This is a genomic window from Micromonospora sp. HM134 (assembly GCF_007833915.1).
Taxonomy (GTDB): Bacteria; Actinomycetota; Actinomycetes; order Mycobacteriales; family Micromonosporaceae; genus Micromonospora; species Micromonospora wenchangensis.
The window spans coordinates 1528718-1548933 of sequence record NZ_CP041061.1 but is presented as its reverse complement, the minus strand read 5'-3'; the positions used below and the strand labels follow the sequence as shown (position 1 = coordinate 1548933).

Genomic DNA, 20216 nt, shown 5'->3' with positions numbered 1-20216 from the left:
GGGCGGGCGGGGCGGCCGGCGGGGGCCGGGACGGGCCGGTTGGTCCTGCCCGGGGGACATCGGGTAGCCTGGCCAGGTTGTCCGGGCAGCGCCTGCCGGCGACCTCATGAACGTATCAATCTCAGGAGTATCCCGTGGCTAGCGTGTGCGACGTCTGTGGCAAGGGGCCGGGCTTCGGCCACAACGTGTCCCACTCGCACCGGCGGACCAACCGCCGCTGGAACCCGAACATCCAGTCGGTGCGTACCCCGGCCGGTGGGGGCACCACCAAGAAGCTCCAGGTCTGCACCTCGTGCATCAAGGCCGGCAAGGTCACCCGCGCCTGACCTGGCGACACCTCCACCGCCCCAGCTCCGATCAGTACCGGCGGGCCGCCCGGCCCGCCGGTACTGTCGTGTCCCCGCAACCCGGTGGCCGACCCGTACGGAGGACGACCGTTGGACCTCGACCTGGGCCGTGACGAGATGATCGTCGTGGGTGCCTCGCTCGGCATGCTGCACTGGTTCGCCGAGGAACTGCCGGCGGGCAGCGTGGTGCTCGTCGAGGAGCCGGAGATCATCGCCCGGCGGGACGTCACCGCGACGGCGGCCCGGCTGCCGGTGGTCTCCCGGGTGGTGCCCGCCCGCTACCAGACCGGCCTGGACGTCGAGGAGCTGCTCGCCCGGGAGCCGGGGCTCACCACCGCCCGGCTGGTGATGCCCGGCCTGGAGTACGCCGTCGGTGCCACCGCCCGGCTCGCCGAACGGCTGGGCCTGCCCGGCGCCGGCCCGCAGGCCGCCGACGTGTTCTCCGACAAGCACCGGATGCGCCTGCTGGCCGACCGGGCCGGGCTGGCCAACCCGGCGTACGAGCTGGTCGACTCCCCGCAGCGGGCGGCGGCGTTCGCGGCCCGGTTCGGTGGCCGGTGCGTGCTGAAGCCGACCCGCCGCTCCGGCAGCCTCGGCGTGCAACTCGTCGGGGCCGGTGACGACGTGGCGGCGGCCTGGTCGGCGACCGCCGCCCCGGAGGCGCCGGTGGAGGCGGCCACCGACCTGCCCACCGAGGTGCTGGTCGAGCAGACCCTGGTCGGCTCGGAGTACAGCGTCGAACTGCTGGTCGTCGACGGCGAGGTGTGCTTCGGCAACGTCACCGACAAGCGGGTGCTGCCCGGTCGTCGACCGGTGGAGACCGGGCACACGGTCCCTTCGGCGCTACCGGCGGACGGCCGCGCGGAACTCGTCGCGGCGGCCACCCGGCTGGCTGCGGCGGCCGGCTTCCGCACCGGTGTGCTGCACAGCGAATGGATCGTCGCCGACGGGGTGCCGACGCTGGTGGAGTGCGCCGCCCGGCTGCCCGGCGACATGATCGCCGCGCTGATCTCGGTGGCGTACGAGTGCGGTTTCATCGACGCCTACCTGCGGACGCTGCGCGGCGAGCGGCCCCGGCTGCCGGCCCGGCCGTCCGGGGCGGCGGCGGTGGAGTTCCTGCTGCCGCCGCCGGGGACGCTGACCGCGGTCGACGGGCTGCGCGACGCCCGCCGGGTGCCCGGCGTGCTCGCCGTGCAGCTCGACGTGGCCGTCGGGGACCGGGTCGGCGAGGTCACCTCGTCGGTGCGCCGGGGCGGGCACGTGCTGGCCTGGGGTGCCGACCCGGCCGAGGCGGCGGCCACCGCCCGGGCCGGCGCCGACCGGCTCCGGTTCACCGTCGCCTGACACCCGCCGGGCCGACGGTCCGGTCCCGCCGCTCCGACCGGAACCGGCGGGCCGGACGACCGGTCAGAGCGTCCGGCCGAACGACAGGCAGCCGGGGGCGTCGGCGTAGTAGCCGAAGTTGGCGATCCGCTCGTACCCCGCCGAGGTGTAGAGGGCGACCGCCTCGGGTTGCCGGTCACCGCACTCCAGGATGATCCGCCTGCGCCCGTGCCTGCGGGCCGACTCCTCGATGGCGGCGAGCAGGGCGCGGGCCACCCCGCGCCCCCGCACGACCGGGGTGGTGTACATCCGTTTCAGCTCGGCGGCGTCCGTGCCGTGGCTGCGCCACCCCGCGCAGCCGACCGGCTCGCCGTCGAGGTGGGCGACGAGGAAATCGCCGTGCGGCGGGACGAACTCGGTGTGGTCGATGGGGGTCTCGTCGCCGCTGCCGCCGTACCGGACGCCCAGGTCGGCCATGGTCGCCCGGATGAGCGTCTGGGCCACCGGCGAGTCGAAGCCCAGCGGCCGGATCTCGATCTCACTCACGGGTGAAGGGTACGACCGCCCCTTACCGGAAGTGATCCCAGCCGGCCGGTCCGTCGTACGCGTCACCATCGACGGTCACCCCGCCGCCCTCGACCACCCGGCCCACCGCCCGCCACGACGGCGGCAGCGCCACCGTCGGGGGGAAGGTGGCGACCAGGGCGTGGTCGTCGCCACCGGCCAGGATCCAGGTGTACGGGTCGACGCCGAGCGCCTGGGCGGCGTCGCGCATCTGCGGGGGCACCTCGAAGGCGTCCCGGCGCAGGTCGACCCCGACGCCACTGGCCTTCGCCAGGTGGCCCAGGTCGGCCAGCAACCCGTCCGACACGTCGATCATGGCGGTGCCGCCGAGCAGGGCGGCCTCCGGCCCGGCCGGGTAGGGCACCTCCGGCCGCCGGTACGCCTCGACCAGCACCCGGGGGGTGCGGAACCCCCGGGAGAGCACGGTCAGCCCGGCGGCGGCCCAGCCGGTGCGGCCGGCGAGCGCCACCACGTCACCCGGCCGGGCCCCGGAGCGGACCACCGGCGGCCGGCCCGCCAGGTCGCCGAGGGCGGTCACCGCGATGGTCAGGGTGGCGCTGGCGGACATGTCCCCGCCGACCACCCCCGCGTCGACCAGCGCCGCCTCGGCGGCCAGCCCGTCGGCCAACTCCTCCACCCAGGCGGTGTCCAGGTCGGCGGGGATGCAGAGCGCCACCAGCAGGGCGGTGGGGGTCGCGCCCATCGCGGCGATGTCGGCGAGGTTGGCCGCCGCCGCCCGGTGCCCGACGTCCCGCGCGCTCGACCAGTCCCGCCGGAAGTGCCGCCCCTCGACCAGCACGTCGGTGGAGGCGACCACCCGCCGGTCGGGGGCGGCCACCACGGCGGCGTCGTCGCCCGGCCCGAGCAGGCAGGACGATCCGTACGTCAGCCGGGTGGTCACCCGGTCGATGAGGCCGAACTCGCCCACGTCCGCGACACCCATGTCTTCCTTCCGACACGCTCGCTAGCTGCTTACCCGCGACCACCGATAGGGATCACGCCTGCTCCGTAGGGTATTTTCACCCTTCGGGCCGCCCCGGGCGGCGACGGACGGAGGTCGAGTCGTGGTACAGGCGTACATCCTCATCCAGACTGAGGTGGGCCGGGCGCGGGACGTGGCCGGTCTGATCGCGGATCTTGCCGGCGTGGTACGCGTCGACGCCGTCACCGGGCCGTACGACGTGGTCGTCCTCACCGAGGCGAACACCGTCGACGAACTCGGCAAACTGATCGTCAGCAACGTGCAGATGGTGCCCGGCATCACCCGCACCCTCACGTGTTCGGTGGTGCGCCTGTAAGTGGACGAGAAGACCTCCTCCCCCGAGACCCCGACCGACGTCGCGCCCGCCGCCGACCGGCCGGCAGTGGACCGGTCGACCCGGCGGGCCGCGCTGTGGGCCACCCTGGTCGCCGTGCCGGTGACGGTGGCCGTGGCGGGTTTCACCTTCGCCAAGCTCTCCCCGGACGCGCCGGTCGCCGCGCCGGACCCGTCGCCGACCAGCGCCGGGCCCCGGTCCAGCGCCCCGGTCGCGATGCCCGCCCCGGCGCTGGCCGAACGGCCGGGGGTGGTGTGCCGGGCGCTGGTGTCGCAGCTGCCGGCCACCGTGCGGGACCTCGCCCAGCGTCCGGTGACCGCCGGTGCCGAGCAGAACGCCGCCTACGGTGACCCGGCGCTGACCGTGGCCTGCGGTGGCGCCGAGCCGACCGTGGACGCCACCGCCGACGTGTGGACCGTCAACCGGGTCTGCTGGTATGCCGACGAGCGGTCGGACGCCACCGTGCTCACCACGCTCGACCGGGAGACCGCCGTCACGGTGACGGTGCCCCGGGCGTACGAGGGGGCGTTGCAGTGGCTCACCCCGATCTCGGACGCGGTGGTCGCCTCCGTGCCGTCGGGTGGCGACAGCCCGGCCGGCTGCCGGGGCTGATCCGAGGCCGGTGACGACGAAAACCGGTTGACGGCACCGATAATCTGATCCTCCGTACCTGCGGCTGGCCGTGGGTGGCGAGGGGGGCCTGTCCCCTCGCCACCAGGAGTCGCCGTGCGCCGCCCGCCCGCCCTCTCGTTCCTCCTCGTCACCGTCGTCCTGGACATGCTCGGGCTGGGCCTGGTCGTGCCCGTCGTGCCGGCCCTGCTGGCCGACGTCGCCGGGGACGCCGCCGCCGCTGCCCGCTGGTCCGGCCTGCTCGGCTCGGTCTACGGCCTGCTGCAGTTCGTCGTCGCGCCGCTGCTCGGACGGCTCGCCGACCGGTACGGCAGGCGGCCGGTCCTGCTCGGGTCGGTGGGCTGCCTCGGCGTCGACTGGCTGGCCCACGCGGCCTCCCCCGCCCCGTGGACGCTGCTGCTGTTCCACGCCCTCGCCGGTGCCTGCGCGGGCACGTACACGGTGGTCAACGCCTACCTCGCCGACGTGACCGCCCCCGGGGCACGGGCCCGCGCGTACGGGTTGGTGGGTGCCGCGTCGGGGCTCGGGTTCGTCGCCGGCCCGACCGTCGGCGGCCTGCTCGGCGTCGTCTGGCTGGCGGGTACGGCGTTCGTGACCGCACCCTGGCTGCTGTACCTGCTCCTGGCGGTCGGTGTGCTCGCCTCGACCGGTGGCGCCGCCGCGCAGTCGTGGCTGTCCCGGGTCGTGCCCGCCGACGGGCGGGGCACCGTGCAGGGGGCGCTGACCGGCGTCGGCGCCGCCGCCGAGACCGTGGTGCCGGTGCTGGCCGGTACGGCGTTCGCCTGGTCGCTGGTCCACGCGTCGCCGGGTCTGGTCTTCGTCGGCGCGGCGGTCTTCGCGGTCGGTTCGACGCTCCTGCTGGTCACCACCCCCGACCTGCGGCAGCCCTGACGCCACCGGCGACGGTGCGGGAAAACTGCGCGACCGGTGCCGCCGGACCGGCCGCCCGATGCGTCGAGTGCGGACTCAGCCGGGGCGGTCGGATCCGGTGCCTGCCGTTTCATCAGGTCGCGCCGACCGACTGGCGGCGGCGCACATCCACTCCTGCATTTGCGTACCGTGGAAGTTCCACGAAACCGATCGGGGAAGCAAAACGATTTGGCCGGGGAGGCGTTGATAGCGGGGACAGCGGACGGCTTCCATTGACTGGGAATGGGCAACTCCTGACGCTGGGAACCGCTTCCGCCGAAACTGGCTGATTCGACGGTCAGCGCTGTGGTATTCGCCATTTCCGGACGGGTTCACCCGCCGTCCCGGTCCCAGAAAGTCAACATTCTCCACGATGTGCCGTCGATCAAGCGATTGCCCGACAAAAGGCGCAGGCCGCCCCCGGTGGCACCTTCGCCGAAGGTCTCCCAACTGGGAAAACGTCGAGTTCGACCGACTCCGGCACGACCTGCGGGCGGCGCTGCGGCCGGCACCAGCCGAAGGGACGGGCGGGCAATCGGCTGATCGGTGGGCCAGCATGGACTGATCGGCCACTCTTGCCGCACCTCAATTGGTCCGACCGGAGCGAATGGCCGATGCGCGCGACGTTCCACACCCGACCGCCGACCACATTCTGGCCACCTGCGGCTACAGCGGTGTGAAGTGAACGTGAATGAGGTGTTTCGATCACTTCGGAAAAGAGCACGTCAGCGCACCTGACGCCGACCGGCAACATCACCAAGATCAGCGCAAAGCGCGTTACCGGAAGGCGACTTCGTACGCACGGCACTAACACCCGACCCCGCTTGCGTCAATGCTCCACATGCGACAGGATCATGCGCGGAATCCGCACGAACAATTGCTAGCCTTCGATGGCAACCCCGCCGTCCATACAGGATCGGCGGCATTGTTCACATCTCCTCATCGGAGGTCACCAGATGGTCCACACCGGACCTGCGCGCCGTCGCGCGAACCGATTCGCCCTCGCCGGGCTGACCGCACTCACGGTCCTGCTCGGCACCCAGACCCCGGGCCTCGCCCAGCCGCCGGCCGCGCCGGGCACGCTGGCCCAGCCGCCGAGCGCACCCGGCCTCGGCCAGATCGCGAGCAAGAAGGAGGCCCGTCCCGGCCCGCTGCCCACCCGGGCCGGCACCGTCAAGGTCGCCCCGTCACCGACGGGTGCCCGCAGCGGCGGCGTGGGCACCCAGGCGATCAACGACAAGGTCGCGCTGAAGGCGCTGATCCTGGCCACCGACCCGGCGGACTTCGGCGTGGCCACGCTCACCACCACCCTCAACCGGGTCGGCGCGAGCTACGACATCCTCTACACCACCACCCAAACGATCTCGGCGAGCACGCTGGTCGACGGCAACGGGGTGGGCAAGTACAACGCGGTCCTGCTCACCAACAGCATGCAGCTCTACGAGTCGGGCGGTAACTACCTCAGCGGCCTGACCAGCACGGAGTGGAACACCCTCTGGGCCTACGAGCGCAACTTCGAGGTGCGCCAGGTCGCCCTCTACACCAGCTACGGCACCTGGCCGGAGGACTACTGCCTCAACTCCGCAGGTGAGGGCGCGGTCGGTGAGACCCCGCTGCCCGTCTCGCTGACCAGCAGCGGCGCGGCGGTCTTCGACTACCTGAAGAGCACCGCCCAGATCCCGATCACCCAGTCGTACGTCTACCGCACCTCGATCCGGGCCGGCTGCAACGCCCAGGCCCTGATGACCAACGGCTCCGACGTGCTGGCGGTGAGCACCACGTCGACCGACGGCCGGGAGCGGATCGCGCTGACCTTCACCGCGAACCAGTACCTCCTCCACGCGGACCTGCTGGTCTACGGCCTGTTCCGGTGGGCGACCAAGGGCCTGTTCCTCGGTGAGCAGAAGCACCACCTCAACGTCGACATCGACGACTGGTTCGCCGCCTCGGCCCACTACATGGACGACGGGACCGTCGACTACGGCCCCGCGATCCGGGTCACCGGGCACGACGCGGTCAACCTCGACGCGAAGCAGACCGCGCTGCGCACCGCGCACCCGCTGGCCTCGGGCTTCACCTTCAACATCCCCTACAACGGCGCGCAGATCGACCCGTTCGCCGGCAACACTTGCAGCCCCAACGGGGATGCCAACACCCTCACCGCCACCACGAAGTGCCTGAAGAACAACTTCCGGTGGATCAACCACACGTTGAGCCACCCGGCGCTGAACACCACGGACTACGCCACCAACCACGAAGAGATCAGCGAGAACCAGACCGCGGGCACCGCCATCGGGCTGAACCCGCCGGCCACCGTGCTCAAGACCCCCGAGTACTCCGGCCTCGGCGTCTACAACAACTCCAGCGGCGTGCTCACCGACCACGGCCTCACCGCGTCCAACCCGGACCTGATCGAGGCGGCCGGGGACCTCGGCATCACCACGCTGGCCGGCAACATGTCGTTCGCCAGCCACGTGCCGGCGAACTTCAACGGGTCCACCGCGCACCCGATGGACCCGAGCATCGCGGTGGTGCCGTGCTGGCCGACGAACATCGCCTACCACACCACCAACCAGGCGGAGGAGGCGCACTTCTACAACTCCTTCTACGGCCCGAACGGCCTCTTCCCGTACTGGCCCACCGACCGCACCTACGCCCAGGTCCTGGACTACGAGTCCACGGTGGGGTTGCAGCACGTGTCGTCCGGCTCGATCTACTCGCACACGTTCCACATCGCCAACGTGCGTGACTACGGCTCGGGCGACAGCCTGCTCACCGACTGGGTCGGCGCGGTGCTGACCAAGTACGACTCGCTCTACTCGGTGCCGCTGCTCAACTCGGCGTGGACCGACATCGCCGCCTACACCCGGACCCGCACGGCCCACTTCGCGGCGCTGACCGCCGGGGCGTCGGCGATCTACGACCGGACCACCGGGGAGATCACGGTGACCTCGCCGGCCGCCGGCTCGCTGCAACTCGGTGGCGTGGCCGCGTCCACCGCCGGCGCCGGCACCTACGGCACCGACGTCACCGTCCCGGTGACGCTGGCGGCGAACACCGCCGTGACGTTCACCGCCGCTCCCCGCGCGTAGCGCGGGACGGCTCAGACAAGCACAGAGGAACGGGGGAAACCGGTGCGGATCGCGCTGGTCTCGGAGGGCACCTACCCGTACGCGATGGGTGGGGTGAGCATCTGGTGCGAACAGCTCATCCGGGGAATGCCGGACTACCGGTGGGAGGTCGTGGCGCTCACCGTGGACGGCACCGAGGAGCCGGTGTTCGACCGGCCGGCCAACCTCGACCGCGTGCACTCGATCCCGTTGTGGGGCGGCCGGCCGACAGGCCGCCGCCCCCGGCGGGGGGTGCTGGTCCCCTCCGGGCGGCCCGGCACCGAGTTCATGCAGTCCTACGAGGTGTTCCTGCGCGCCCTGGTCACCCCCCTGGAGTCGACCCGCTCCCAGGCCGGGGCGGTCAACCGGAGCACCTTCCTGCTCGCCCTGCGCGGCATGTTCGAGTACGCCTCCGGCGGCGGTGACCTGGGCGCTGCCCTGCTGTCCAACGAGGCGCTGCGGATGATGCTGGAGGCCTGGCACACGCTGCGGGTCGAGGAGACCGGACCCGCGCCCACCGTCGCCGACGCGCTGGAGGCGGCCTGGCTCATCTCGCACATGCTCCGGCCGTTGAGCGCGCCACCGGTCCGCGCCGACATCGTGCACTCGTCGATGAACGGTCTCGCCACGCTCGTCGGGATGGCGGCCACCTGGACGTACGGCACCCCGCTGGTGCTCTCGGAGCACGGCATCTACCTGCGCGAACGCTACATCTCCTACCTGCACGACGACGCGCCGCACCCGGTCCGGGTGCTGGTGCTGAGCTTCTTCCGCTCGCTCGCCGGTGCGGCCTACCTGATCACCGGCGCGCTCGCCCCGCACTCGCAGTACAACCGGCGCTGGCAGCTGCACAACGGCGCCGACCCCGAGCGGATGTGGACGATGTACAACGGCGTCGACCCGGACGAGTTCCCGCCCGCCGCCGGCGAGCCGGACGTGCCGACCATCTCGTTCATGGGCCGGATCGACCCGCTGAAGGACCTGCACACCCTGATCCGGGCGTTCGCGCTGGTCCGGGCCGAGATCCCGAACGCCCGGCTGCGCATCTTCGGCGGCACGCCGGCCGCCAACAAGGTCTACCACGAAAGCTGCGAGGCGCTGATCGACGAACTCGGGCTGACCGGCCACGCCGTCCTGGAGGGGCGGGTCGGCAGCGCCGTCGAGGCGTATCACGCGGGCAGCCTGGTGGCGCTGACCAGCATCTCCGAGGGCTTCCCCTACACCGTGGTGGAGGCGATGGCGTGCGGCCGGCCGACGGTGTGCACCAACGTCGGCGGGGTCGCCGAGGCGGTCGGTGACACCGGCTTCGTCGTCGCGCCGCGCGACGTCGCCGCGATCGCCGCCGCCTGCGTCAGGATGCTCAACGACCGGGAGCTGCGGCTGCGGCTGGGGGCGACCGCCCGGGAACGGGTGCTGGAGCGGTTCACCCTGCAACGGTCGTTGCAGGCGTACCGCGACATCTACGAGGGGCTGGCCGCGCCGCGCGGGACGTCGCCCGCGCCGAAGCACCTGCGCGGTCAGGCCCAGGGCTTCGTCCGGGTCCCGAACCGGCCGACCCGGCCCGGGGTGGCGTCCGTCACCGCCCGCCCCGCCGCGCCCACGGTCCGGCCCGAGGTGGCCCCCGTCGCCATGCCGCCGGCCGCCGTCCGCCCCGAGCCGACGCCCGCCGCCGTCCGGCCCGAGGTGTCGCCGCTGGCCGGGCGGGTGCCCCGCCAGCGGGGGCCCGAGCAGTACTCGGCGGCGGCGTACCGGACCCGCCACGACCCGAACTCGGCCGCGCCGGAGCTGCCGCAGCCGGCCGCGCCGGGGCCGGACGACGACGAAACCACGATCGCCATCATGCGTACCACCGGTGGCCGCTGATGACCGAGGCCACCGACCCGGACGTCACCGATCCGTTGTTCCGCCCCGTCGCCACGATGACGACCGAGCCGGGGCCGTCCGACAGCCCCGAACGCACCATCCTGCTGCCCCGGATCTCCACCGACCCGGTGGACGACCTGGTCGAGCGGGTCCGGCCCCGGTTGGTCCGCGCGGTGGACGCGCTCCAGGTCGCCGCCGCCCTGGAGGCGGACGGGCACACCGACCGGGGCGCCCAGGTCGAGTACGGCTACCGCGACGTCTTCGTCCTCGCCTCCGAGGTGTTCCGACGGTTGGGCCCGGCCCCGGCGGTCGAGCAGCGGCCGGCCGCCACGCCGGGGGCCGGCCGGGACCGGCGGGGCGACCTGCGGACGATCTCCCACGGCCTGCTGTACGTGCTGCCGAGCGCCGCGTTCCCGGCCGTCCTGTCGGTGGTGGGACGCTCGGGACTGGTGGCCGGGATGATCCTCGCCGGCACGGTCGGCTGGGTCTGGTCGGGGGTGGTCGCCTACGCGGCGTTCCGCCTGCTCGGCCTGGGCCGGGCCCGCTCGGCCAGCCGGGTGCTGCGGATCGCCGCCCTGACCGCCGTGCTGCTCGGCCTGGCCACCGGTGCCCTGATGCTGCCGTACGGCGGGCTGCCGCTGGCCGCGATGATGGTCTGCCAACTGGCCTACCAGCTGGCCAGCACGCTGCTGATCTTCTACCGGCGGGAGGGGTGGCTGGCCGCCGCGCTGGTCCCGGCCGTCCTGGCCAGCGGGGTGTTCCTGGTCGACGGCGGGGTGACGGCACGGCGCTGGGCGGTGGGCGCGGCGGCCCTCGGCGTGCTGGCCGCGTTCGTCGCCGGGCTGTGGGCCACCCGGGCCGCCGCCCGGTCGACGGAGCCGGCCCCCCGCGACCCGCTCTGGCCGGCGCGGCCCGCCCTGCTCGGCGTCGCCGGGTACGGGCTCTGCTCGGCGACGCTGCTCTTCCACGCGCAGGCGCCCTACCTGCTGGGTCAGTGGGACGTCGCGGCGTCGGCGGTGCCGCTGATCCTGTCCATGGGGTTCGTCGAGTGGCGGACCAGCCGGTTCTGGGCGAGCGGGGTCGCCCTGTCCCGGCGGGCCCGGCTCCCGCGCGCCTTCGTCGTCGGGATCTGGCGCACCATCGGCCGGGAGGTCGCGTTCTGCCTCGCGGTGCCGGCGGTGCTCGGGGTGCTGCTGCTCGTCGCGCTCGGCCGGGCCGGCGTGCTGTCCACCGCCGGGGTGGTGATGACGGCCGCCCACGTCGCTCTCGCCGGGGCGTACTACCTGGCGTTCCTGCTGGCCGGTCAGGGCCGGTACGGCTGGCTGTGCCTGTCGATGACCGTCGTGATCGTGCTGCACGTCGGCGTCGGCGCGCTGCTCGGCGTCGCCCCGCTGCTCGGGCAGGTCGGCGGCGCGGTCACCGACACCTCGCTCTACCTGGGCAGCGTGCTGCTGCTCCAGGCGCTGTTCGCGCTCGGTCTGGTTCCGGTGATCGGGCAGGTTCGGCACTACCGATAGTCCACTTGAGACCTATGGGGAGGTCCGGTTGCACGCGGTGATCCTTGCCGGTGGCAAAGGGGTGCGGCTCCGGCCGTACACGACGACGCTGCCGAAGCCCCTGATGCCGATCGGGGACAGCCACTCGATCCTGCAGATCGTGCTCGACCAGCTCGCCTCGCGCGGGTTCACCTCGGTGACCCTGGCGATCAACCATCTCGGCCCGCTGATCCGGGCGTTCGTGGGCGACGGCAACCGGTGGGGGCTGACCATCGACTACATCGAGGAGGACCGGCCGCTGTCCACGGTCGGCCCGCTGTTCGGCCTCAAGGACCGGCTGCCCGACGAGTTCCTGGTGATGAACGGGGACGTCCTCACCGACCTGGACTACGGCGACCTGCTGCGCACCCACCAGCTCTCCGGGGCCGGGCTGACCCTGGCGACGTCCGAACGGGTGCACCGGATCGACTTCGGCGTGCTCGACGTGGACGCCGGCCGGGTCGTCGGGTTCCGGGAGAAGCCGGCGCTGCGCTACCCGGTCAGCATGGGCGTCTACGGGATGTCCCGGCGGACCCTGGAGCCCTACCCGGCCGGGTTGGCCCTCGGCTTCGACCAGCTCGTGCTGGACCTGCTCGCGGGCGGCGACCCGCCGATGACGTACCCGTTCGACGGGTTCTGGCTGGACATCGGGCGGCCGGAGGACTACGACGAGGCGAACCGGTCGTTCCACCAGCTCAAGCCGATCCTGTTGCCGGCCGGGCCGGCCCCGGTGGAGGTGCCCGTCGGCGAGCCGGTGGGGGCCGTCGGCGAGCCGCTGGCCGTCGACCTGACGGGCGTGGTGGGCGCCGGGGAGCTGACGTGACCCGGGTGCTGCTGTTCGGGGCGTCCGGGTTCATCGGCGGACACGCCCGCGACGCGCTGACGGCGGACCCCCGGGTGACCGAGGTGGTCTGTCCCGGACGGACCACCCTCGACCTGCTCGACAGCACGCCGGACGCGCTGGCCGGGCTGCTGCGGGAGGTCGCCCCGGACGCGGTGGTCAACTGCGTGGGCGCCCTCACCGGCTCCGCCGGGCAGCTGGTCACGGCGAACACCCTGGTCGCGGCGAAGCTGCTGGAGGCGACCGCCGCCGCCGCACCCCGGGCCCGGCTGGTCCGGCTCGGCTCGGCCGGCGAGTACGGGCCGGTGCCGGACCGGGTCCCGGTCACCGAGGACGACCCGGCCCGGCCGGTCAGCGCGTACGGCGTCAGCCACCTGGCCGGTACCCGGCTGTTCCAGCTCGCCGGGGAGGCCGGCGACGTCGACGCGGTCTCGCTGCGGGTGTTCAACCCGATCGGCCCCGGCATGTCGCAGGAGAACCTGCTCGGTCGGGCGGCGGCCCGGCTGCGGGCCGCCCTGGACGACGGGGCCGCCGAGATCACCCTGGGGCCGCTGTCGGCGTACCGGGACTTCGTCGACGTACGGGACCTGGCCGCGCTGATCGTCGCGGCGGTCCTCGCGCCGACGCTGCGGCACCGGGTCGTCAACGCCGGCAGCGGCCGGGCCGTCACCGCCCGGGAGGCGGTCGCGCTGCTGGCCGAGGCGGCGGGTTACCGGGGCCGGGTCCGCGAGGCCGGGTCCGGGCCGCAGCGCTCGCAGGCGGTCGACTGGATCCAGGCCGACATCGGTCGGGCCGCCGGGCTGGGCTGGTCGCCGGTGCGTGACCTGGCGACGTCGATCAAGGACATCTGGGCCGCCGGCGAGGCGCGGTGAGCCCGGCGGACCGCTCCCCTTCACGACACACCCGCACACGAGAGGACAGCAGATGAGCATGAAGATCGGGGTCGTGGGCCTGGGCTACGTGGGGCTCACCCTCACCGCCGCCCTCGCCGACAAGGGCTTCACGGTGTACGGCGCGGACGTGTCACCGGCGGTGCTGGACGCGCTGTCGCACGGCCGGCCGCACATCTTCGAGCCGGGCATCGAGGAGGTCTTCGCCGCCCACCTCGGCACGCGCATCCACGTCGCCGCCGACCTGCCCAGGGACACCGTCGACGTGGCGGTGATCAGCGTGTCGACGCCGGTGGACAACATGACCCACCGGCCCAACCTGGCGAACCTGGCCGCCGCCGCCCGGGTGGTGGCGGCGAGCTGCCGGCCGGACACCCTGGTGGTGGTCCGCAGCACGGTGCCGGTGGGCACCAGCCGCCGGGTGGTGCTGCCGGAGCTCCAGGCCGCCTGGGGCGAGCGGGTGAAGCTGGTGATGGCCCCGGAGCGCACCATCCAGGGGCAGGCGCTGCGGGAGCTGGTGGAGCTGCCGCAGGTGATCGGCGGGCTGGACGACGACAGCCTGCTCGCCGCGACGGAGTTCTTCAACGGGCTGGTCCGCACCATCGTCCCGGTCTCCAGCCTGGAGGCCGCCGAGCTGGTGAAGCTGTCCAACAACTGCCACACCGACCTGATCTACGCGTTCGGCAACGAGATCGCGCTGGTCGCCGAGCGGCACGGCCTCGACCCGCTGGAGGTGATCCGGGCGGCCAACGTCGACTACCCGCGCCCCGATCTCGCCAAGCCCGGGTACGTGGGCGGCGGCTGCCTCTCCAAGGACCCGTACATCATGATCGACAGCGCGGGTGACCGCCGGCCGTTCCTCGTCGGCAAGGCCCGCCAGCTCAACGAGTACCTGCCGATCCACGTCGGTGAGACGGTCGTCCGGATGCTCGTCGAGGCGCGCGGACGCAGCCTCGGTGCCCGGCTGGCGGTGCTCGGCTGGGCGTACAAGGGCTGGCCGGCGACCGACGACATGCGCGGCACCCCGATCGAGCCGATGATGCGGGTGTTCTCCGCCGCCGGGGTCACCGTCCTCGGCCACGACCCGATGGTCACCGACGACGTGATCCGCCAGTACGGCGGCGAACCGGTCAGCCTGGACAAGGCGTTCACCGAGGCGGACGCCGTCCTGATCATCAACGACCACCCGGACTACCGGGCGTTGCGGGTGCCGGAGGTGCTCGGCGCGACGCCACCGGCGTTCGTCTACGACTCGTGGCGGGTGCTCGACGCCGACGCGGTGCTGGCCGCCGGGGTCCGCTACGCCGGGCTGGGGTACCTGCCACCCGCCCCCGCCGGGGCGGCCGGTGCGGGCGCGGCGACCGCCGGGGCGGTGTCGGCATGAGGGCGCTGCTGCTCGGCGGGGCCGGCTTCATCGGCCTGCACCTGGCCCGCCGGCTCGTCGCCGACGGGCACCGGGTGACCATCGTGGACGACTTCTCCCGGGGCCGCGACGACGCCGACCTGGACCGGCTGCGCGCCGACCCGGCCGTGCAGGTGGTCTCCGGCGATCTGACCGACCCGGACACCTGGGCCGCGCTGCCCACCGGCTGGGACCAGATCTACCTGCTCGCCGCCGTGGTCGGCGTGCGCAACGTGGAGCAGGACCCGGCCCGGGTGATCCGGGTCAACACCCTGTCGGCGCTGCACCTGCTCGACTGGGTGGCCCCGGGCGAGCGGGTCTTCTTCGCCTCCACCAGCGAGGTCTACGCCGGGGGCGTGACCGCCGGGGTGGTGCCGGTGCCGACGGACGAGACCGTGCCGCCGATGATCTCCGACATCGCCGCGCCACGGTTCGCGTACGCGGCCAGCAAGCTGCTCGGCGAGGCCGCCTTCCTGCACACGGCGCGGGCCCGGGGGTTCGAGACCGTGGTGGGCCGGTTCCACAACGTGTACGGCCCCCGGATGGGTGCCGACCACGTCATCCCGGAGATGTCGCTGCGCGCCCTGCGCGGGGCCGACCCGTTCCCCGTCCCCGGGGCCGACCAGTTCCGGGCGTTCTGCCACGTCGACGACGCGGTCGAGGCGATGGTGCGGCTGATGGCGGCACCGGCCGCCGCCGGGCAGATCGTGCACATCGGCAACGACCGCGAGGAGACCAACATCGGCGACCTGGCGAAGCTGGTCCTGCGGGTGGCCGGGGTGAGCCCCGCCATCGCGCCCGAGAGCGCGCCGCCGGGATCGGTCGCCCGCCGCTGCCCGGACCTGTCCCGGCTGCGCGCGCTGACCGGCTACGAGCCGGGCGTCAGCCTGGAGGAGGGGGTCCGCAGCACGTTCGCCTGGTACCGGGAACACGGGTGGACGTGATGAGCCGCCGCCCCATCTGCTTCTACTACGGCGACGGCCGCCTGCCCGAACTGACCCGCTACGTACGGGTGGTGCTGCAACCGGACTTCTACCGTCCGGCCGAGCTGCGCTACCTCGCGGCACAGGACGTGCAGACCCTCGGCTACCTGTCGCTGTCGGAGGACCAGGGGCCGCCCGCGCCCTGGCAGCGGCAGGAACGCAACCCGGACTGGGGTGGCGCGTTCGTCCACGTCGACCATCCGCTGTGGGTGTCGCACGTGGTGGGGCAGGCGAAGCAGGCGATCGCGCAGGGGTTCGCCGGGCTGTTCCTGGACACGCTCAACGTCGAGCTGACCTTCCCGGAGGACGTGCCGCACCTGCTCACCCTGGTCGCCGCGATCCGGGAGGAGGCGGAGCCGGCGTACCTGCTGGCGAACCGGGGTTTCGGCATGCTGCCCCGGCTGGCCGAGATCGTCGACGGGATCGTCTTCGAGTCGTTCTCGGCCCGGTGGACCGACCAGGGCTACGCGCCGTGGCCGCCCGACGTGCTGGAGTTCCACGCCCAGATCGCCGAGCAGCTGCTCCAGTTGGAGCTGGACCTCTACAGCCTCGACTACGCCGACAGTCAGGGCCTGACCGATTTCGCCGAGCGCCGGGCCCGGCAGTTCGGGCTCCAGTCCTCGGTCAGTGACCGCGCCCTGTCGCGTACCTGACCACCTCACCCGGGGCGTCCGCCCCGGCGGGTCGGGACCGGTCCGGTCCCGTCCACCCCGGACACCCGTTCCCGTCGGGTCGGGACCGGACCGCGCGTCGGCACCACGCGCGACCGGCTCCCACCCGGCGGGGGCGGGGGTCCACCGCCGCGGTGGGTCAGGGCGCGGCGGCGTCGAGCGCCGGGGCCAGCGGCAGCAGCGCGGCCCGGACGAGGTCCGGCAGCGGCGCGGACGGCACCACGAAACCGGCCATCGACGGCACCTCGCTCGTGCCGTGCAGCCACTGCCGCAGCGCCACCCGGGCCGCCGCGCCGACCGCGGCGGCGAGCACCTGGGCGGCCAGTGGTCCGATGCCGGGACAGCGGGCGGTGACCGCCCCGGCCAGGGGTTCCTCGAACGTGGTGACGGCCTCGACGTAGCAGGCGCGCAGCGTGGGGCTGGCGGCGATCATCAGCAACGCGGTGGGCGGCTGGTCGCCGGGGTCGGCGTACAGGCCCACGACGGCGTCGACGACCGCGTCGGCGAGGCCGACCCCCGCCGGCCGGGCGAGCACGGCCGCCGCGACGCCGGCCGCGCGGTCGGCGGCGACCCCGGCGACGATGGCCTGCTCCCGGCTCGGGAAGTAGTTGTTGTAGGTCCGGGTCGACACCCCTGCCGCCTGGGCGATCTCCTCGACCCGGACGTTGTCCGGCCCCCGTTCCAGGGCGAGGCGCAGCGCCGCCGCCTGGAGGGCCTCCCGGGTGGCCCGCTTCTTGCGTTCCCGCAACGTCGATGGACCGGTCACGGTGCCACTGTCGCACATACGGTACGTGCACGCAAAATTGCGCGCACGCAAAAATATGCTACGGTCCCTCCGAACTCCGGGAGCACCACGACCGAAAGGGACCGACATGCGTGCCAAGGGCATGGCCTACGACACCGGCTTCGTCACCGACGGCGTCAGCTCGGTGCCGCACTGGGACCCCGAGGTGGTCCGGCGGGAGCTGGCCATCATCCGCGACGACCTGCACTGCACCGCCGTCCACCTGGTCGGCGGTGATCCCGGGCGGCTGGAGTCCGCCGCCCACACCGCCGCCGAACTCGGCCTGGAGGTCTGGTTCTCGCCGTACCCCCTGGAGCTGGAACCCGACCTGATCCGCGCCCTGTTCCTCGACTGCGCCGAGCGGGCCGAGCGGCTCCGCGCGGCGGGGGCCGAGATCGTCTTCGTCACCGGCGCCGAGCTGAGCATCATGAACCGTGGCTTCATCGACGGGGAGCGCCTCGCGGACCGGCTCGGCCACCTGTTCACCGACCCGGACGGCCGGGCCGAGCGCATCGCCGGGGTCCGCACCCGCCTCGACGCGTTCCTGCGCACCACCGTGGCGGCGGTGCGCGAACGCTTCCACGGGAGGGTCACCTACGCCGCGATCCCGTTCGAGGGCGTCGACTGGGACCTGTTCGACGTGGTGACGGTCGAACTGATCCGGTCCGCCGAGGTCGCCGGCCAGTTCCGCGACGGCGTACGCCGGCTCGTCGACCAGCCCAAACCGGTCGCCGTCACCGGCTTCGGCACCGCCACCTGGCGCGGCGCGGGTGACGTCGCACCCCGCAGCATGGAGATCATCGAGTACGACCCGAGCGGCAGGCCCGACCGGCTGGACGGGGTGTACGAGCGCGACGAGCCCGGCCAGGCCGCGTACCTGAGCGAGCTGCTCGACATCTTCGACAGCGAGGGCGTCGACAGCGCCTTCGTCCACCTCTTCGCGCTGCCCAGCCTCCCGCACCGACCGGACGGCGACCCGCGCGACGACCTCGACCTCGCCAGCCCCGGGATCGTCAAGGTGCTCGACGGGCGCACCGGTGCGACGTACCCCGGCCTGCCCTGGGAACCGAAGGCCGCGTTCGCCGCGGTCGCCGCGCACTACGCGCGCTGATCCGCCCCCGCCCGGCCTGGCCCGGCGGACGACGTCGACGTCAGGGGCGGCACCCGGCCACCGGGCGTCGCCGCTCAGCGCAGCCGCAGCCCCGCGACGAGGAGCCCGACCATCCGGCGGGCGTCGTAGTAGGGGGCGCGGCCGGCGCAGAGGTTGCCGACGGCGAACAGCAGTTCCCGGGGATCGGTGCCGGGGCGGATCTCGCCGGCCGCGGCGGCGGCGTCGAGCAGGCGGGCGCAGGCGGGGACGAGGTGGTCGAGGAAGTACCCGTGCAGCGTCTCGAAGGCGGCGGTGTCGGCGTTCATCGCCCCGGCGAGGCCGTGCTTGGTGACCAGGAAGTCGACGAACTGGTCGATCCAGGTGGTCAGGGCGGCGTGCGGCGTGTCGCTGTCGGCGAGCAGGGTCGGCGCGGCCTCGGCGCACGCCTGCACCTGGTGCCGGTAGACCCCGACGATCAGGTCGGCCCGGGTCGGGAAGTGGCGGTAGATGGTGCCGACGCCGACGCCGGCCCGCGCGGCGATGTCGCGTACCGGCACGTCGACACCGGCGTCGAGGAAGGCCGCGGCGGCCGCCTCCAGCAGGGTCGCCTCGTTGCGCCGGGCGTCGGCCCGCTTCCGGGGCGCGCCGGTGCGTCCGGGTGGGGTGGGCGACCCCGGTCCGCCGTCGACCATCGCGCCGTCACCTCCGGACTCCCTTGGCAAACGGAACGGCGTTCCGTATAGTTCGGAGCGGAACAAGGTTCCGCTTGCCTCATGATGCCAGAGCCGGACGGCCGGCGACCAGCCACGCCCCTCCCCTCCCCCCTCAACCCACAGCGCGTCCACACGCGCCGTGGTCCCCGGCGGCACCGGCCCGTCACCGTCACCCCGTGGAGGAAACCCTCATGCAGTACCGCACCCTCGGCCGCACCGGCGTCCAGGTCAGCACCCTCGTGCTCGGCGCGATGAACTTCGGCGCCATCGGCCGCACCAGTCAGGCCGAGGCCACCGCGATCGTCGACGCCGCCCTGGAAGGCGGGATCAATCTGATCGACACCGCCGACCGGTACAGCCAGGGCGAGTCGGAGGAACTGGTCGGCCGGGCCATCGTCGGCCGCCGCGACGACATCGTGCTGGCCACCAAGGCCGCCCTGCCGATGGGCGACGAACGCAACCACCGGGGCACCTCCCGCCGCTGGCTGCACACCGCGCTCGACGACAGCCTGCGCCGGCTCGGCGTCGACCACATCGACCTCTACCAGGTCCACCGCTGGGACCCGACGACCAGCGACGAGGAGACGCTGTCCGCGCTCACCGACCTCCAGCGGGCCGGCAAGATCCGCTACTTCGGCTGCTCGACGTTCCCCGCGTACCGGCTCGTGCAGGCCGAGTGGGCCGCCCGGGAACACCACCTGGGCCGGTACGTCACCGAGCAGCCCAGCTACTCGATCCTGCAACGCGGCATCGAGACCCACGTCCTGCCCGTCACCGCGCAGTACGGCCTGGGCGTGCTCGCCTGGAGCCCGCTCGCCTCGGGATGGCTGTCGGGCGCGGTCCGGGCGGGCCGGGAGATCACCACCCACCGGGCCGACGTCCTGCCCGGCCGATTCGACCTCACCGTCGCCGCCAACCGGGCCCGGCTCGACGCCGTCGAGCAGCTCGCCAAGGTCGCCGAGGAGGCCGGGCTCACCCTGATCCAGCTCGCGCTCGGCTTCGTCACCGCGCACCCCGCCGTGACCAGCGCGATCATCGGCCCCCGTACGCCGGAGCACCTGCACAGCCAACTCGCCGCCGCCGACACCGTGCTCACCGCCGACGTGCTCGACGCCATCGACGCCATCGTCGCCCCCGGCGTCGACCTGGCCCCCGACGAGAAGCACGACACCCCGCCGGCCCTGCTCGACCCGGCGCTGCGCCGCCGCTGAGCGCCGGAACCTCGGCCCGACACCGACGCCCGGC

General features: G+C 73.4%; 19 protein-coding genes. 15 read left to right on the top strand and 4 right to left on the bottom strand.

The genetic code is table 11. From position 1 onward, the window contains the following. Positions 1-134 precede the first annotated feature (134 nt). Together rpmB and FJK98_RS07210 are read left to right on the top strand one after the other, a co-directional pair. Positions 135-326 carry a 50S ribosomal protein L28 gene (gene rpmB, locus FJK98_RS07215; RefSeq protein ID WP_013284551.1) on the top strand — a complete coding sequence of 64 codons (192 nt, stop codon included), beginning with the start codon at positions 135-137 and terminating at the stop codon, positions 324-326. Positions 327-437: 111 nt separating this feature from the next. Further along, on the top strand, positions 438-1691 hold the full coding sequence (locus tag FJK98_RS07210) for an ATP-grasp domain-containing protein (RefSeq protein WP_145918332.1): 1254 nt from the start codon (positions 438-440) through the stop codon (positions 1689-1691). Between the two features lie 63 nt (positions 1692-1754). Here FJK98_RS07210 and FJK98_RS07205 read toward each other — a convergent pair whose 3' ends face one another. Together FJK98_RS07205 and FJK98_RS07200 are read right to left on the bottom strand one after the other, a co-directional pair. Next, positions 1755-2216: a GNAT family N-acetyltransferase gene (locus FJK98_RS07205; protein ID WP_145918331.1), complete on the bottom strand. Its 462-nt coding sequence runs from the start codon at positions 2214-2216 to the stop codon at positions 1755-1757. Between the two features lie 22 nt (positions 2217-2238). Continuing rightward, the gene (locus tag FJK98_RS07200) at positions 2239-3177 is read right to left on the bottom strand and encodes a thiamine-phosphate kinase (protein WP_145918330.1); all 939 of its coding nucleotides are present in this window, start codon (positions 3175-3177) and stop codon (positions 2239-2241) included. A 121-nt stretch (positions 3178-3298) separates the two neighbouring features. Between FJK98_RS07200 and FJK98_RS07195 the strand changes: the two genes are divergently transcribed. The 11 genes from FJK98_RS07195 (at position 3299) to FJK98_RS07145 (ending at position 16366) form a co-directional block, all read left to right on the top strand. Then, the gene (locus FJK98_RS07195) at positions 3299-3532 is read left to right on the top strand and encodes an Lrp/AsnC ligand binding domain-containing protein (protein ID WP_088646044.1); all 234 of its coding nucleotides are present in this window, start codon (positions 3299-3301) and stop codon (positions 3530-3532) included. Beyond that, complete coding sequence (locus FJK98_RS07190) at positions 3533-4162, top strand: DUF3515 family protein (RefSeq protein WP_168222395.1); 630 nt, start codon at positions 3533-3535, stop codon at positions 4160-4162. It begins immediately after the preceding gene. 114 nt (positions 4163-4276) lie between these two features. Further along, positions 4277-5071, top strand: a complete 795-nt coding sequence (locus tag FJK98_RS07185) for an MFS transporter (RefSeq protein WP_145918329.1) — start codon at positions 4277-4279, stop codon at positions 5069-5071. A 974-nt stretch (positions 5072-6045) separates the two neighbouring features. Then, positions 6046-8181, top strand: a complete 2136-nt coding sequence (locus FJK98_RS33095; protein ID WP_168222394.1) for a hypothetical protein — start codon at positions 6046-6048, stop codon at positions 8179-8181. A gap of 42 nt (positions 8182-8223) precedes the next feature. After that, positions 8224-10062, top strand: a complete 1839-nt coding sequence (pelF, locus tag FJK98_RS07175) for a GT4 family glycosyltransferase PelF (protein WP_194821993.1) — start codon at positions 8224-8226, stop codon at positions 10060-10062. After that, the gene (locus FJK98_RS07170; RefSeq protein ID WP_145918328.1) at positions 10062-11579 is read left to right on the top strand and encodes a hypothetical protein; all 1518 of its coding nucleotides are present in this window, start codon (positions 10062-10064) and stop codon (positions 11577-11579) included. The genes pelF and FJK98_RS07170 overlap by 1 nt, the downstream gene beginning before the upstream one ends. Before the next feature lie 37 nt (positions 11580-11616). Continuing rightward, positions 11617-12420 carry a nucleotidyltransferase family protein gene (locus FJK98_RS07165; protein WP_240762920.1) on the top strand — a complete coding sequence of 268 codons (804 nt, stop codon included), beginning with the start codon at positions 11617-11619 and terminating at the stop codon, positions 12418-12420. Continuing rightward, complete coding sequence (locus FJK98_RS07160; protein ID WP_145918326.1) at positions 12417-13310, top strand: NAD(P)-dependent oxidoreductase; 894 nt, start codon at positions 12417-12419, stop codon at positions 13308-13310. Before FJK98_RS07165 ends, FJK98_RS07160 begins: the two co-directional genes overlap by 4 nt. Before the next feature lie 52 nt (positions 13311-13362). Next, positions 13363-14712, top strand: a complete 1350-nt coding sequence (locus FJK98_RS07155) for a nucleotide sugar dehydrogenase (RefSeq protein WP_228543477.1) — start codon at positions 13363-13365, stop codon at positions 14710-14712. Beyond that, positions 14709-15674 (top strand): NAD(P)-dependent oxidoreductase, encoded by a 966-nt coding sequence (locus tag FJK98_RS07150; protein WP_145918325.1) that lies wholly within the window; start codon positions 14709-14711, stop codon positions 15672-15674. The genes FJK98_RS07155 and FJK98_RS07150 overlap by 4 nt, the downstream gene beginning before the upstream one ends. Further along, a complete protein-coding gene (locus tag FJK98_RS07145) occupies positions 15674-16366 on the top strand; it encodes a hypothetical protein (RefSeq protein ID WP_228543478.1) in 693 nt (230 codons plus the stop codon). Before FJK98_RS07150 ends, FJK98_RS07145 begins: the two co-directional genes overlap by 1 nt. Positions 16367-16523: 157 nt before the next feature. Here the strand turns inward: FJK98_RS07145 and FJK98_RS07140 are convergent, their stop codons facing one another. Further along, positions 16524-17150, bottom strand: coding sequence for a TetR/AcrR family transcriptional regulator (locus FJK98_RS07140; protein WP_145918324.1), 627 nt, complete (start codon positions 17148-17150; stop codon positions 16524-16526). 106 nt (positions 17151-17256) lie between these two features. Here FJK98_RS07140 and FJK98_RS07135 point away from each other — a divergent pair, with 106 nt between their 5' ends. Continuing rightward, positions 17257-18279, top strand: coding sequence for a hypothetical protein (locus FJK98_RS07135; protein WP_145918323.1), 1023 nt, complete (start codon positions 17257-17259; stop codon positions 18277-18279). Between the two features lie 74 nt (positions 18280-18353). Here FJK98_RS07135 and FJK98_RS07130 read toward each other — a convergent pair whose 3' ends face one another. After that, on the bottom strand, positions 18354-18950 hold the full coding sequence (locus tag FJK98_RS07130) for a TetR/AcrR family transcriptional regulator (protein WP_145918322.1): 597 nt from the start codon (positions 18948-18950) through the stop codon (positions 18354-18356). A 212-nt stretch (positions 18951-19162) separates the two neighbouring features. On the opposite strand from FJK98_RS07130, the gene FJK98_RS07125 reads away from it, so the two are divergent. Further along, positions 19163-20182 (top strand): aldo/keto reductase, encoded by a 1020-nt coding sequence (locus FJK98_RS07125; RefSeq protein WP_145922618.1) that lies wholly within the window; start codon positions 19163-19165, stop codon positions 20180-20182. Positions 20183-20216: the final 34 nt, after the last annotated feature.

Excerpts from the sequence above, each read along its gene's own strand:
- FJK98_RS07145 (WP_228543478.1), top strand. The coding sequence starts at position 15,674 with ATGAGCCGCCGCCCCATCTGCTTCTACTACGGCGACGGCCGCCTGCCC.
- FJK98_RS07130 (WP_145918322.1), bottom strand. The coding sequence starts at position 18,950 with ATGGTCGACGGCGGACCGGGGTCGCCCACCCCACCCGGACGCACCGGC.
- FJK98_RS07170 (WP_145918328.1), top strand. The coding sequence starts at position 10,062 with ATGACCGAGGCCACCGACCCGGACGTCACCGATCCGTTGTTCCGCCCC.
- FJK98_RS33095 (WP_168222394.1), top strand. The coding sequence starts at position 6,046 with ATGGTCCACACCGGACCTGCGCGCCGTCGCGCGAACCGATTCGCCCTC.
- FJK98_RS07135 (WP_145918323.1), top strand. The coding sequence starts at position 17,257 with ATGCGTGCCAAGGGCATGGCCTACGACACCGGCTTCGTCACCGACGGC.
- FJK98_RS07155 (WP_228543477.1), top strand. The coding sequence starts at position 13,363 with ATGAGCATGAAGATCGGGGTCGTGGGCCTGGGCTACGTGGGGCTCACC.
- FJK98_RS07150 (WP_145918325.1), top strand. The coding sequence starts at position 14,709 with ATGAGGGCGCTGCTGCTCGGCGGGGCCGGCTTCATCGGCCTGCACCTG.
- FJK98_RS07200 (WP_145918330.1), bottom strand. The coding sequence starts at position 3,177 with ATGGGTGTCGCGGACGTGGGCGAGTTCGGCCTCATCGACCGGGTGACC.
- FJK98_RS07125 (WP_145922618.1), top strand. The coding sequence starts at position 19,163 with ATGCAGTACCGCACCCTCGGCCGCACCGGCGTCCAGGTCAGCACCCTC.